Source organism: Azohydromonas australica DSM 1124, from assembly GCF_000430725.1.
In the GTDB taxonomy this organism is placed as follows: Bacteria; Pseudomonadota; Gammaproteobacteria; order Burkholderiales; family Burkholderiaceae_C; genus Azohydromonas; species Azohydromonas australica.
Genome location: NZ_KE387206.1, coordinates 354,996 through 367,349 on the forward strand (window position 1 = coordinate 354,996; position 12,354 = coordinate 367,349).

A 12,354-nucleotide genomic window follows, 5' to 3' on the forward strand; every position below is an offset into this window, starting at 1 on the left:
AAGGAACTCACGATGTTGAAGGGACAACTGGCCGGCCTGATGAAGCAGGCGCAGGCGATGCAGGACAACCTCAAGAAGGCCCAGGACGAGCTGGGCAACATCGAGGTCGAAGGCCAATCCGGCGCCGGCCTGGTCAAGGTCACCATGACCTGCAAGCACGACGTCAAGCGCGTGACCATCGACCCCAGCCTGCTGGCCGACGACAAGGACATGCTTGAAGACCTGGTCGCCGCGGCCTTCAACGACGCCATCCGCCGCGCCGAGACCGTGAGCCAGGAAAAGATGTCCAAGCTCACCGCCGGCATGCCGCTGCCCCCGGGCATGAAGTTCCCGTTCTGAGGCCGCTCGCCGACCCGGCTTGAACACCCCGGCCCCCAGCCACCTCGATGCGCTGATCGACGCCCTGCGCCGCCTGCCCGGCGTGGGCGTGAAATCGGCGCAGCGCATGGCCTACCACCTGCTGCAGCACGACCGCGCCAGCGCGCTGCGCCTGGCCGACGCGCTGCGCGCCGCGGCCGAACACGTGCGGCACTGCCGCCGCTGCCACGGCTTGAGCGAAACCGAGCTCTGCGCCATCTGCGCCGACCCCGAGCGCGACGCGCGCCAGCTCTGCGTGGTGGAGGGGCCGGCCGACCTCGCGGCGCTGGAGCGCACCGGCAGCTACCGCGGCCTGTACTTCGTGCTCAAGGGCCGGCTGAGCCCGCTCGACGGCGTGGGCGCGCGCGACATCGGTGCGGCCGAGCTGATGGAGCGCGCGGGTGACGGGCAGGTGCAGGAAGTCATCCTGGCCACCAGCTTCACCGCCGAGGGCGAAGCTACCGCCCACGTGCTGGCCCAGGCGCTCAAGGCGCGCGGGCTGCAGGTCACCCGGCTCGCGCGCGGCGTCCCCGCGGGCAGCGAGCTCGAATACGTGGACCTCTCCACCATCGCACACGCCCTGGTGGACCGGCGCTGACGTTCCCGCCGTGGCCTCATGCCGCGGCTTTTCCCGCACGCCGGTTCTCCCCGTGTGCTGCTTCTCGACTCCCGTCCCGCTTCATCCCGCGCCGCGCCCCACGTTGCGCGACAGGGCTCGCACCTGCCCTCAGCGGCGAGGTGCAGAGCGCAATCTGGCAGCTCATGGGCTACAAGTACCCGATCGCCGCCTACCTGGCACCGCAAGACGTGAGCGACATCAACGCCCTGGTGTCCCTGGCGCTGGCCCATGACGGCTACGTGCCCGACGTGGGCGAAGCCATCGGCATCGTGCTGGATCCCGCCAACGCGGCCGGCACCACGCACTACCAGCCCCTGGTCATGGAAACCCAGGCGGCCAAGCTGGGCGATTTCGTCGGGGAAGACCTCGACGCCGACGGCGTGCAGGACGCGGGCGAGCAGGGCATCGCGGGCCAGACAGTCACGCTCATCGGTGGCGGTGCCGATGGCCTCATCGGCACCGGCGACGACACCACGGCCACCGTGACCACCGACGCCAGCGGCAACTACCGCTTCACGGGCCTGACGCCGGGCGTGCAGTAACAGGTGGTGTTCGCCAAGCCCGCGGGCAGCGTGTTCGCCACGCTGCGATCGCGGCGATGACCTGGGCGACTCGGACGTGGACGCCGCTGGCGCCAGCCCGGTCGTCACGCTGGCCTCCGGCGAGAGAACACCAGCCTCGACGCCGGCGTGCTCGTGCCTTGCGTGGGCATCGACATCGAGAAATACGTCCACGCCGAGTACACCGTCGAGACCGCCGACGGCGGCACCGAGGGCCTTACGCCTGGCTTCTGGAAGAACCACACCGGAGCGGGCGGCGCGCCGCTGTCGGGCTGGCCCGAAACCGGGCTGATGCCCGGCATGAGCTTCGAGGCGCTGTTCGGCGTCGACGTGCCCGGCTCTGCGCCCACGCTGCTGCAGGCCCTGGGCACCAACGGCGGCGGCATGGCGCGGGACAACGTCAGCGTCACCGCCGCTGCCTTCAGCCGCACCACCGACGGCCAGTGGTCCCAGGCCTACGTGGGCACCTATGCCAAAGGCCTGGGCGTGACCGACGCCAGCGAGAGGGGCGCCGGCCAGACCTACACCGTGGACAACAGCGGGCGCGACAACTACCTGGTGTTCAAGTTCTCGCAGGACGTGGTGGTGGACAAGGCCTTCCTGGGCCAGGTGACGGGCGACAGCGACCTCACGGCCTGGATCGGCAGCGCCGCCACGCTGCCCACCCGCCTGAGCGATGCGCTGCTGGCCGGCCTGGCGCGCGAGGAGAACGACGGCGGCGCCGTGGCGCGCTGGGCCGATCTCAACGCCACCGGGCGCGAGGGCAACCTGCTGGTCATCGCGGCCAGCGTGAAGGGCGGCAAGGCGGACGACCAGTTCCTGCTGGACCAGCTGGCCGTCACGACGGACGACGTGCTGGGCCTGCTGGGCGCGCTGCCGCAGCACAGCGCGGTCTACTGACCCGGGCCGCGCGCAGGCCGTGGCGGCCTGCGCCTGGAACCCGCCCAAGAAAAAGCCGCCACGGGCACCTGGCCCGCGGCGGCTTTTTCATGTCCGGCCCACAGGGCCGGCGACGGCGCCTCAGCGGCGCACGCTGTCGCGGGCTTCCGCCACCCGCATGCTGCCGTTGCCGCGGCTGGCCACGGCGGTGCGCGGAGCGGGCGCAGCGGCACGTGCGGCGCTGCGCGCGGGAGGCGCCTGGCGCGCCGCGGGACGGGCCGAGGCCACGGTGGTGCGGCCGGTGCTGGTGGCCGGGCGGGCGGCGCTGCGCGTGGGTGCCGCCTTGGCGTTGCGGGCGACGGCGGCGGGCTTGGCGGCCGGTTCGGGCTCGGGCGCCACCGAGGCCATCGCCACCTGCGCCGCGCGCTCGGGCAGGTACATCACGACGCTGCTGCCGGGGGCGAAGCGGCCCTTGGCGGACACCTTGTTCCAGGCGGCAAGCTGCGCCACGGTGGTGTGGGTGCGGCGCGCCACGGCGGCCACGGTCTCGCCCTTGCGGCCGGCCTTGACCACCACGCGCTGCAGCGGCGGCACGTCCGGGGCCAGCGCGATGGAGGCGTTCTCCGCGATGTGGCCGGCCACGTCATGGGCACGGTCCTCGGTGCGCGGCACGATCAGCGTGGAGCCGGCCTTCACCAGCATGCGCAGCGGGATGCGGTTGGCCTCGCGCAGATCGGCCTCGGAGATGTCGAGCTCCTTGGCCACGTCGGCCGGGCGCATGGTGCGCGGCGCGACCCAGGCGGTCCAGCTCGCGAGCTGGCCGCGGTGGCGCGAGAGGTTGTTCAGGAAGATGCTGGCGTTGTCATAGGGCAGCAGCACCTGCGGCGTGCCTGCGGCCAGGATCACGGGCTGGTTCATCTGCGGGTTGAGCGCCTTGAACTCGTCCAGCGTCAGCCCGGCCAGGCGCGCCGCCAGCGCCACGTCGATGTCGCGCTGGATGGGCACGCCCAGGAAGTAGGGGTGGTTCTCCAGCGGCGGCAGCGACAGCGCGAAGTTGTCCGGGCGCATCACGATGTTCTTCACCGCCTGCAGCTTGGGCACGTAGTAGCGCGTCTCGTCGGGCATGCGCAGGCTCTCGTAGTCCGTCGGCAGCCCGGCCTTGGCGTTGCGCGCCACGGCGCGCTGCACGTTGCCCTCGCCCCAGTTGTAGGCCGCCAGCGCCAGGTGCCAGTCGTTGAACATGCCGTACAGCCGCGTGAGGTAGTCCAGCGCGGCGCGGGTGGAGGCCAGCACGTCGCGGCGGTCGTCGCGGAAGATGTTCTGGCGCAACTCGAAGTCGCGGCCCGTGGCGGGCATGAACTGCCACATGCCCGAGGCCTTGGCCGTGGACATCGCCTGCGGGTTGAAGGCGCTCTCGATGAAGGGCAGCAGGGCCAGCTCGGTGGGCAGGCCGCGGCGCTGCACCTCCTCGACGATGTGGTAGAGGTAGCGCCCGCCGCGCTCGGTCATGCGCTGCACGTAGTCCGGCCGGCTGGAGTACCACTGCTCGGCGCGGCGCACGTGGTCGTTGTCCAGGTCCGGCACCGTGAAGCCCGAGCGCACGCGCGACCACAGGTCGATGCGCGCGCTGTTGGCGTTGAGGTCCACCGACTCGTCGGGGCGCAGCGGGTCCACCGGCGCGGCCACCGGCGCCGGGGCCGATTCGCTGGGCAGCGGCATGACGACGACGTCGGGCGCCACGGCCGGCGTTACCGGCGGGGCGGCGGCCACGTCCTCGGGCGTCACGGGCCCGCCGGGCATGGGCGCCGTGGCGCAGGCGCTCAGCGCCGCGGCAGCGGCCAGGGACAGCAGGGTGCGCCAGCACGGCGGCAGCGAAGTCGGCAGTTTTTTCATTGGAATCCGTTCTTCCATTCGCGCAGCGTCGCCAGCACCTCGACGTCGCCGTGGGTCCCCGACCGCTGCTGCTGCGCGGCACGGACGACGTCCGGCTGCGACAGGCGCAGGAAGGGGTTGATCTGCCGCTCCAGCGCAAGCGTGGACGGCAGGGTGATGCCACCGTGGGCACGTTCGGTCTCGCACCAGGCGCGGTGCTGCGCGATGGCGGGGTTGTGCGGCTCCACGGCGGCGGCAAAGCGGAGGTTGGACAGCGTGTACTCGTGGGCACAGCACACGCGTGTGTCGTCCGGCAGCGCGGCCAGGGCCGCCAGCGACGCCTGCATCTGCGCCGGGCTGCCCTCGAACAGCCGGCCGCAGCCGGCGGAGAACAGCGTGTCGCCGCAGAAAAGAATGGGCGCACCGTGTGCGCCCTCGGGGAGAAAGTAGGCGATGTGGCCGGCGGTGTGGCCGGGCACGTCGATGACCTGGAACGCCAGGCCCAGCAGCGAGGCCCGCTCGCCGCCGTGCAGCGGCGTGAAGGGCTGCGGGATGCGCTCGCGCGCCGGCCCGAACACCGGACCATTGAGGCGCGGCCGCAGCGCGTCCACGCCCCCGACGTGATCGCCGTGATGGTGGGTCACTAGAATGCCCGCGAGCTGCAGCCCCTGGGCTTGCAGCACGGTTTCCACCGGCGCCGCCTCGCCCGGGTCGACCACCAACGCCCGCACGCCGTCGTGCAGCATCCAGATGTAGTTGTCGGTGAAGGCGGGTAGGGCAAGCAAACGCATGGCGGCCGGATTATAGGAAGGCTCCCCAAGTGAAAACCCTGTGGCAGCGCAGACGTTCGTCATGGATGCCGAACGTTTGAACCCGTTGGCATCGCGAGCGCAGTCGCAGCATGAGGCCCTGAGGCGTTGGCTGGCGACGCCGCCCGGGCGCTACTTGCTCGCCTGGGAGCAGCAATGCATGGACCAGGCGGTGCCGGACCTGTTCGGTTTCCACGCCCTTCAACTGGGGTTGCCGGAGCTCGACGCGCTGCGCATGAACCGCATGCCGCACCGCTGGCGCGCCAGCGACGAGGCGCCGGACGTCATCAGTGCCGGCACGCGCGCGGCGGTGGTGACGCTGCATTGCGAATCCGACGCCTTGCCCTTCGCCAACGCCAGCCTGGACCTGGTGGTGCTCCCGCACGCGCTGGAGCTCGCCAGCGACCCGCACCGCACCCTGCGCGAGGTCGAGCGCGTGCTGGTGCCGGAGGGGCGGGTGGTGATCCTGGGCTTCAACCCGTTGAGCCTGTGGGGGCTGCGGCAGCGGGTGGGTCGGCTGCGGCGGCGGCTGGGCTCGCGCGCGCCGCTGTTCCTGCCGCAGGCAGGCGAGCCCATCGGCTACTGGCGGCTGCGCGACTGGCTGCGGCTGCTGAGCTTCGAGGTGGAGGCGGGGCGCTTCGGCTGCTTCGTGCCGCCGCTGTGGACGCACCGCTGGCTGCGGCGCTTCGCCTGGATGGAGGACCGCGGCGACCGCTGGTGGCCGGTGTTCGGCGCCGTGTACCTGGTGGTGGCGGTCAAGCGCGTGCGCGGCATGCGGCTGGTGGGACTGGCCCGGCGCGAACGCATCAAGAGCACCGCGGCAACCGCCGTGGTCGCGAACAAGGAAGGACTGGAAGTTGAGTGAAACGAGTGGGGCGGCCCTGGGCCGTGACGAGGCCGCGGCGGCACCCGCCGCCGTGATCGTCTACACGGACGGCGCCTGCAAGGGCAACCCGGGCCCCGGCGGCTGGGGCGCGTGGCTGCGCAGCGGCACGCACGAGAAGGAGCTGTGGGGCGGCGAGCGGCTGACGACCAACAACCGCATGGAGCTCACGGCGGTGATCGAGGCGCTGTCCATCCTCAAGAAGCGTTGCCGCGTGGACGTGCACACCGACAGCGAGTACGTGCGCAACGGCATCACTACCTGGATCCACGGCTGGAAGAAGCGCGGCTGGACCACGGCCGACAAGAAGCCGGTGAAGAACGTGGAGCTGTGGCAACGCCTGGACGAGCTGGCGCAGCGCCACGACGTGCGCTGGCACTGGGTCAAGGGCCACTCCGGCGACCCGGGCAACGAGCGCGCCGACCAGCTCGCCAACAAGGGCACGGCAGAGGTGATGCGCTGACCAGGGCACGGCGGCACGGCGCTTGGGGCGGGACCCGCCTGCGCCGGCCGCGAGCCGGTCACCGCTGCGGCAGCAGGTGCTGCGCGAAGAAATCCGCGATGCCCTGGTGAACCGCGGGCACCGCCGTGGCGCGGTCGAAACCCGGCGGATCGCTCAACAGCGCCTGCGCCACGCTGCCCGGCGCTAGCGGCGGCATGGGCGACAGCATGGCGCCATGCCCGCCTTCGGGCAGCCGCAAAATGATTTCGCAGCGGGGCTCGCAAACTTTTGCGACCGCCTCCGCATGGAATTGCGGCACCTGGTTGACGTCCTTGCTGGCGATGACCAATCCCAGCGGGATTTTCGGCTCGGCCAGTGATGCCGGGTCGAAATCCGCCGCGAAAGGCACCATGGCGACGGCGGCCTGGATGCGCGGGTCGGTGTGGCGCTGCAGAGTTTCGTCCTTGAAGCGCCACGCGATGACCAACCTCGCCAGCCACAGCTTGAGGCTGTCGAAGCCGTCGTTGCGAAGCAGGGTGGTGAATCCGACGCAGGACGAGAAATCCTCCCGCAGGTGCTTTTCGCAATGGTCCCTGAACCGGGCCGGAGACCACGCGCCGCCGGCCAGCGACAGCGCCGTGTGCCCGCCCGCCGAGCCGCCGAAAACACCCACCCTGTCCGTGGACACGAGATTGGACAGCGGCGGGTAGGACGCCACCGCGTCGATGGCATGGCTGACTTCCAGCGGCCGTTTGGCCCAGCTTGCGGGGCCCGGGCTGGAAGCATCCACGACGTTGTCGCCCTGGTGCTGGGGAAAAGCCACGGCGAAGCCGCGCCGCACCAGCACCCGGGCCAAGTCCATGTGCACCCAGGGCGATCCGCCGGAGCCGTGCGAAATCACGATCAAGCGGCCGTTGCCGAAGGAGGGCGGCGCCTCGGCCGCCCAGGAGAATTCAAAAGGGCCTTGCCGCACGGGCGCCTCCGCCGCCAGCGTCGGATAGAAAAGCGAAATCTTTCCGCCATCCACCTGCGGCAGCTGGGCAAAACCCAGATTGCCATACTGCGCATTCGCGCTCCCGGCCATGAAACCGGCGAGCGCCAGGACGGCACGAAGCAGAATTTGCTTGAGTTTTCGCATGGAGGGGTGGGTTACTCGTGTCAACGCGATGCCGACGGCCATTGGGGGGATTCTAGCTCCCCTCCAACTCGCGCCACCCTCCGGGGGATAAAAACGTTGAACCTGCTGCCTACACTGACCTCATTCCGCGATATTCATGCGGAGTGCAGCATAAGAAACAGGCCGCCTGTCCCATGATTCCGGTTCAGGATTCATGGCCGGATGGGCCATTTTTAAGCTGACAGTTTCAAGACCCAGGGAACAGTGCCTTTCAACCGCAGTTTGAAACTACTCGCTTTGGAGCTGGAAATGAATCGCCAATTCTCTTTCTTCCGTGTGGCCGCCACCGTGGGCCTGGCCGTGCTGGGCACTTCGGCGGCGCTGGCGCAATCCGATGCCAAAGCCGAGGCGGGCAGCCTGGCGCCGGAAACCAGCGCGGCGACCACCCCCAGCAAGCAGCACTGCATTGCCGAGCTGGCGCCGCTGGCCGAAGGCGCGAAGGCCTCAGCCATGGGCAAGGTCAGCTGCCATGCGAGCTTCGCCGCCGCCATGGCCGCCGCGACCGACAACACCGTCGCGCTGGCCTCCGACGCCACGCCGGAGACGGTGGGCGAATCGCAGCTCGCCGCCGCCGCGACGCGGGTGATCGGCATCGATTACGACAGCACCTACTACCGCGGCGCCAGCTTCACCTGGTACGCGCGCAATATCTATGGTTGCTATGGCGGCCGTTCCTACGTCGCCAACATGCCGGGCCAATTCAACAACCGCCTGACCTCTACCCGCGGCTTCAGCGGCTGCAGTCGCAACACGAGCTACGACGGCTATTACCAGACCGGCGACTGGGTGCGCTGCTTCCCGAATTGCTATTACGTGGGCGGATTCATGACCAACCGGGCCTCGTCGAAGCGCTGGTCCTGGTAACCGGCTCGGCGGCGCCGGTGCGCCTGGGGCGATGACAGGCGCAAGGGAGGATCGCCGTGGGGAGCGGCGATCCTCCGCCAGCCTGCTGTGCAGCCGCTCCTGATGCGATGAACGCGGTTTGCGTATCAAATTTTGATGCGATTGGAGCCGCCATTCGTATCAAGTCCAGTGGCAAATGAATTTACGGATTCCAGTTCAATCAAGCGCCAGATCTTGATTGACGAAACACCGGCGTGAGCGCTGCGCCGAATGCTACTCTTGGTTCCATCAAGCCGGGAGGAAGCACCGTGGAAGAAGACGACAACAAGGAAAATGCCAAGGGAACGGAAGCCGTCAGGGCGCGACTGTTGCAGGCGGCGCTGGATTGTTTCTTGGCGGACGATTATCACAACGTCACCACGAGAATGATCGCGAGCCGCGCGGGCGCGAACGTCTCGATGATCCGCTACTATTTTGGCAGCAAGGAAGGTCTGTATGAGGAAATGATCCGGGAGACGTTGAAACCCTTGCTGGAAATCCTAGACGGCCCGCTGCTGGCCTCGGTCGAAGGTTTCGAGGGTTTCCTGCGGCTTTATTACGACACCATGTCCAGCCGGCCGGAGTTTCCCAAGCTGATATTGAAGGTGCTGGCGCTGGACCAGGGCCCCGGCCGGCGCTTCATCCACCAGTTGCTGGAGCGCGGTCGCACCCGCGGCGCTCGGCGCCTGGAAGACTTGAAAGCCCAGGGCGGCATCGCGCCGGACGTGGACCCGGACATCGTGCGCATGGCTTTCGTCAGCCTGGCGATGACGCCGATGCTGCTGAAGCGCGTTTTCGAGGAGCAGATGGAGCGGCCCATGGATGCCGAATTCCTGGGCCGTTTGGCGTGCTTCAACGGCCGCTTGTTCTCGGCCGGCTTGGCCGCCGCCGTGGGTGGCCCGCTGGAGCAGGCATGAGCTTTCAAAGGAATGCGCTGGGCGTGCGGGTCTTTGGCGGCCTGGTGCGCCTGATCAATGGCGTGAGCCAGGCCGTGGCCCAGCTCACGCCGCCGCCCTTCAGGCTGCTCCAGATCGGCTCCGCCTTCTGGCAATCGCGGGCCTTATATGTCGCCGCGCGGCTGGACCTTGCCACCGCCTTGGGAGACCAAAGCCTGGCGATCGACGCGCTGGCTGCCCGGGTGGGTTCGGACGCGCGGTCCACCGGCCGCTTGCTGCGCTTATTGGCGGCGCTGGGGGTGTTCAGGGAAACCCGGCCGGGCGTGTTTGCTAACAACCGGGTCTCGAACCACTTGCGCGACGGCCATCCCGGCAACGTGCGGCCGCTGGTGCTCATGCACAACGCCGAGGCGATGAGCCTGCCGTGGTACGCGCAACTGGAGCAGGGCGTGCGTAGCGGGAAAGTGCCCTTCGAATTGGCGCACGGGCAGGATCTTTATGCCTACATGGATTCGCATTCGGCCCTGGACGAATTGTTTTCCGAGGCCATGGCGAGCGTGGAGCGCGTGGGGGGCGATGGTTTCGCGCAGGATTTCGACTGGGGCCGTTTCGAGCGGGTGATCGACGTGGGCGGCGGCGTGGGCAGCAAGGCGGTCGCCATCCTGAAACGGCACCGGCATTTGCGGGCGCTGGTGGTGGATCGAAAGCGGTTGGTCTCGGCCGCGTCCGCCAAGTGGGCGGCCAGCGCGGAGCCCGAAATTCTGGAGCGGCTGGAATTCCAGGCGGGAGACTTGTTCGACCCGCTGCCGCCCGCCCGGGGCGCAAAGGATGTTTACCTGTTCAGCGCCATATTCCACGGCCTGGAGGACAAAGCCTGCATCGAGTTGCTGCGCCATGTGCGCGAGCGCTGCGCGGTTTCCGGCGCGAGGGCGGCCGTCATGGAGTTGATACCGGATGAATGTGATCCGGATATCGCTTCCGCATCCGTGGACATGCAAATGCTCATGGGCACACCGGGCCGGCTGCGGCCTATCGGTGAATGGCGGGCGCTGTGCGGGCAGTGCGGGCTGGAGGTTGAGGAGCGCGTGGGGTTGCGGTCGCCGGCGAGTATTTTGGTTTTGAAAGCGGGGTAGGGTTCAATAATGCGCGCCACCTGTGTGGTTGAGTATAGCAGCCCAACTGCTCACAGGTTTTTTTGGGATAGGCCAAGAACAAATGAGCTATCAAATTGAATTCATGATCATTTGAATTTTCAGCTTAATGGGATTTGGGGTCGCAAACCAATTCAATGATGACGGAATTTGGCGCTGTCCGCTCATAAGAAACATCTCTGGCAATCGACCGTCTTGAAGTAATGTCGTCCCAGGCTGTTGCGCCATGGAATATGGTGTACCCCGGGATGCCCTGTTCAATGAGTGTATCTCTGATAATTTTGGCGAGAGCCTCAGCTTCCGAACGTGCATCTGGATCGCCAGTTCTTAATATTATTGCCTCCACAGCAACAACAACACTCGCTTCCGGACTCGGCAGGCAGTGCTGTGTCTTGGCGTCTGCAATCGTTTGAAGCTGGTTCTTGTGCTGCAAACCAAGCAGTGTTGCGGATTGAGGGAATTCAAGTATCAGCTCTTGACTGAATTTTAGCGTCGTGGCAGAAGATGGGTGGAATGCAAGAAGAAAAGCTCCTGCGAAAAAATAAAATTTCCATGGAAACCGCCAGTTCATTGTTTTATCTGTGTCGCCCATTACTTGTTCGCGATCTCTGCGGCATGCTCGAAAAATCTAGGTGCCTCGGGCCACAGCGTGCGGAAGGTGAAATTCAAGCCGTCCCAGGATTTGTCTAGGTCCAGTATGCGCAGCTCGTGCTCACTGAAACCCAGCGTTGACGGCTCCACGGTCGGGTAGCTCTTGCCCCACAGGCGCTTGAGAAAATGCTTGCGGTTGGCGACATCCAAGGCCTTTCGATAGGCCTCGGGATTTTCATGCTCGACCACCTGCTACACCAGCAGCGGATCGTGCAGGATGGTTTCGATGGTCTGGTCAGAAACCGAAAAGGCCTGAAAGAAGATGCCCAAGATAGCTTGTCCTTAGATGCGATATCTACATTCCATCATGATCGTTGTGGAGAGAGTATGTGGGGTCGCAAGTGCTGTCTGTGACTCATTATCCACGTGGTTATATGGAGGCTTTGCGTTGAAATACATCGAATTGATCTACTAGTAGCGTTCCTTTGCACTCGCTGGGTTTGCGGAATAACGAAATTTTGGTTTCTGGATATATTTTGTGTTGTGGTGTCAAAAAGCATTTAACAAATGAGTTTGCGATCAACTCTGGATCGGTGATCATGGTTTTGAAGTCTGATATGCCAAGGCTAAGGTAGCGGGAGAAAAATACCAGCCAGACCACCTCAAAAGCAGACTTCTTCTCGTTCGCGAGTTGTATTTCGGTTTCAATGATGGAGCGTAGATACGGTCTTATTTCTTCCTTGTGAGTCAAAAAGTCAAGGTAAATAAGTTCTGCCAAGGCAAGTACGCTACTAAGGGTTTTTTCTGATTCTCGCTTGAGCAAGAATAAAAGCGACAAGAGTTTCTTTGCTTCATTAATTTTTTGGCCTTGCGACTTCGAGAATCTTAGCTTAAGGGTATTCTTGTTAGGACTTACGCAAAAGTTTGATAGAAAATCATAGAAATCCCATGAATTAATTTCAACTTGAACTTCTTGAAAGCATAGATCATAGTTTTGTCTTTCACTAGGCGGCGACATGAATCCATCCCGCGTGGACTACTGTCAGTTCCTGTTATCGAGTCAGGTCAACTTCACCTTGACGCACTATGCCGAGCATCATGCCCACTTCAGCCATGACGCCCTCAATCGGTATTTGAACGGCGAGCGCATCACATCACGCATCATTTGGGAAAACATTCGGCCGCACGTGATTCCCAGCGCTCATGGCTATCTGATTTTTGACGATACCGTACTCG

General features: G+C 65.7%; 15 protein-coding genes and 1 pseudogene. 10 read left to right on the top strand and 6 right to left on the bottom strand.

All coding sequences use genetic code 11. The features are described from left to right. The first annotated feature begins 12 nt into the window (after positions 1–12). The 4 genes from H537_RS0127480 (at position 13) to H537_RS0127495 (ending at position 2,436) form a co-directional block, all read left to right on the top strand. The gene (locus H537_RS0127480; RefSeq protein ID WP_029000426.1) at positions 13–339 is read left to right on the top strand and encodes a YbaB/EbfC family nucleoid-associated protein; all 327 of its coding nucleotides are present in this window, start codon (positions 13–15) and stop codon (positions 337–339) included. A 19-nt stretch (positions 340–358) separates the two neighbouring features. Further along, a complete protein-coding gene (gene recR / locus H537_RS0127485; protein WP_029000427.1) occupies positions 359–955 on the top strand; it encodes a recombination mediator RecR in 597 nt (198 codons plus the stop codon). A 140-nt stretch (positions 956–1,095) separates the two neighbouring features. Beyond that, the gene (locus tag H537_RS0127490; protein WP_156901963.1) at positions 1,096–1,518 is read left to right on the top strand and encodes an SdrD B-like domain-containing protein; all 423 of its coding nucleotides are present in this window, start codon (positions 1,096–1,098) and stop codon (positions 1,516–1,518) included. Between the two features lie 147 nt (positions 1,519–1,665). Further along, complete coding sequence (locus H537_RS0127495) at positions 1,666–2,436, top strand: hypothetical protein (RefSeq protein WP_029000429.1); 771 nt, start codon at positions 1,666–1,668, stop codon at positions 2,434–2,436. A 120-nt stretch (positions 2,437–2,556) separates the two neighbouring features. Here H537_RS0127495 and H537_RS0127500 read toward each other — a convergent pair whose 3' ends face one another. Beyond that, the gene (locus H537_RS0127500) at positions 2,557–4,308 is read right to left on the bottom strand and encodes a transglycosylase SLT domain-containing protein (RefSeq protein ID WP_051243331.1); all 1,752 of its coding nucleotides are present in this window, start codon (positions 4,306–4,308) and stop codon (positions 2,557–2,559) included. After that, positions 4,305–5,078 carry a hydroxyacylglutathione hydrolase gene (gloB, locus tag H537_RS0127505; protein ID WP_029000431.1) on the bottom strand — a complete coding sequence of 258 codons (774 nt, stop codon included), beginning with the start codon at positions 5,076–5,078 and terminating at the stop codon, positions 4,305–4,307. Before gloB ends, H537_RS0127500 begins: the two co-directional genes overlap by 4 nt. A 178-nt stretch (positions 5,079–5,256) precedes the next feature. Here gloB and H537_RS0127510 point away from each other — a divergent pair, with 178 nt between their 5' ends. Further along, entirely contained in the window at positions 5,257–5,961 is a 705-nt protein-coding gene (locus H537_RS0127510) for a class I SAM-dependent methyltransferase (protein WP_238446819.1), read from the top strand. Continuing rightward, positions 5,954–6,442: a ribonuclease HI gene (gene rnhA / locus H537_RS0127515; RefSeq protein ID WP_238446820.1), complete on the top strand. Its 489-nt coding sequence runs from the start codon at positions 5,954–5,956 to the stop codon at positions 6,440–6,442. Before H537_RS0127510 ends, rnhA begins: the two co-directional genes overlap by 8 nt. A 58-nt stretch (positions 6,443–6,500) precedes the next feature. Here the strand turns inward: rnhA and H537_RS0127520 are convergent, their stop codons facing one another. After that, on the bottom strand, positions 6,501–7,601 hold the full coding sequence (locus H537_RS0127520) for an alpha/beta hydrolase family protein (protein WP_238446821.1): 1,101 nt from the start codon (positions 7,599–7,601) through the stop codon (positions 6,501–6,503). Positions 7,602–7,802: 201 nt separating this feature from the next. On the opposite strand from H537_RS0127520, the gene H537_RS0127525 reads away from it, so the two are divergent. From H537_RS0127525 to H537_RS0127535, 3 genes are all read left to right on the top strand, one after another. Next, positions 7,803–8,462, top strand: a complete 660-nt coding sequence (locus H537_RS0127525; RefSeq protein WP_169517101.1) for a hypothetical protein — start codon at positions 7,803–7,805, stop codon at positions 8,460–8,462. A 287-nt stretch (positions 8,463–8,749) separates the two neighbouring features. Continuing rightward, entirely contained in the window at positions 8,750–9,397 is a 648-nt protein-coding gene (locus H537_RS45815) for a TetR/AcrR family transcriptional regulator (protein ID WP_043460196.1), read from the top strand. Continuing rightward, positions 9,394–10,509 (top strand): methyltransferase, encoded by a 1,116-nt coding sequence (locus H537_RS0127535; protein ID WP_029000436.1) that lies wholly within the window; start codon positions 9,394–9,396, stop codon positions 10,507–10,509. The genes H537_RS45815 and H537_RS0127535 overlap by 4 nt, the downstream gene beginning before the upstream one ends. Positions 10,510–10,633: 124 nt before the next feature. On the opposite strand, the gene H537_RS53435 is transcribed toward H537_RS0127535, so the two are convergent. The 3 genes from H537_RS53435 to H537_RS53440 all read right to left on the bottom strand — a co-directional run bounded on the left by H537_RS53435 (position 10,634) and on the right by H537_RS53440 (position 12,136). Beyond that, positions 10,634–11,119 carry a hypothetical protein gene (locus tag H537_RS53435; protein ID WP_156901965.1) on the bottom strand — a complete coding sequence of 162 codons (486 nt, stop codon included), beginning with the start codon at positions 11,117–11,119 and terminating at the stop codon, positions 10,634–10,636. After that, positions 11,119–11,367, bottom strand: coding sequence for a hypothetical protein (locus H537_RS0127540; RefSeq protein ID WP_156901966.1), 249 nt, complete (start codon positions 11,365–11,367; stop codon positions 11,119–11,121). Before H537_RS0127540 ends, H537_RS53435 begins: the two co-directional genes overlap by 1 nt. A gap of 181 nt (positions 11,368–11,548) precedes the next feature. Beyond that, complete coding sequence (locus tag H537_RS53440) at positions 11,549–12,136, bottom strand: hypothetical protein (protein WP_156901967.1); 588 nt, start codon at positions 12,134–12,136, stop codon at positions 11,549–11,551. On the opposite strand from H537_RS53440, the pseudogene H537_RS53445 reads away from it, so the two are divergent. Continuing rightward, positions 12,135–12,354, top strand: a pseudogene (locus H537_RS53445) (IS701 family transposase); the annotation flags it as partial. The gene H537_RS53440 and the pseudogene H537_RS53445 overlap by 2 nt on opposite strands.

Coding starts and splice junctions, on each gene's coding strand:
- H537_RS0127480 (WP_029000426.1), top strand. CDS start 13: ATGTTGAAGGGACAACTGGCCGGCCTGATGAAGCAGGCGCAGGCGATG.
- H537_RS0127500 (WP_051243331.1), bottom strand. CDS start 4,308: ATGAAAAAACTGCCGACTTCGCTGCCGCCGTGCTGGCGCACCCTGCTG.
- gloB (WP_029000431.1), bottom strand. CDS start 5,078: ATGCGTTTGCTTGCCCTACCCGCCTTCACCGACAACTACATCTGGATG.
- H537_RS0127510 (WP_238446819.1), top strand. CDS start 5,257: ATGGACCAGGCGGTGCCGGACCTGTTCGGTTTCCACGCCCTTCAACTG.
- H537_RS0127520 (WP_238446821.1), bottom strand. CDS start 7,601: ATGGCCGTCGGCATCGCGTTGACACGAGTAACCCACCCCTCCATGCGA.
- H537_RS0127535 (WP_029000436.1), top strand. CDS start 9,394: ATGAGCTTTCAAAGGAATGCGCTGGGCGTGCGGGTCTTTGGCGGCCTG.
- H537_RS53435 (WP_156901965.1), bottom strand. CDS start 11,119: ATGGGCGACACAGATAAAACAATGAACTGGCGGTTTCCATGGAAATTT.
- H537_RS53440 (WP_156901967.1), bottom strand. CDS start 12,136: ATGTCGCCGCCTAGTGAAAGACAAAACTATGATCTATGCTTTCAAGAA.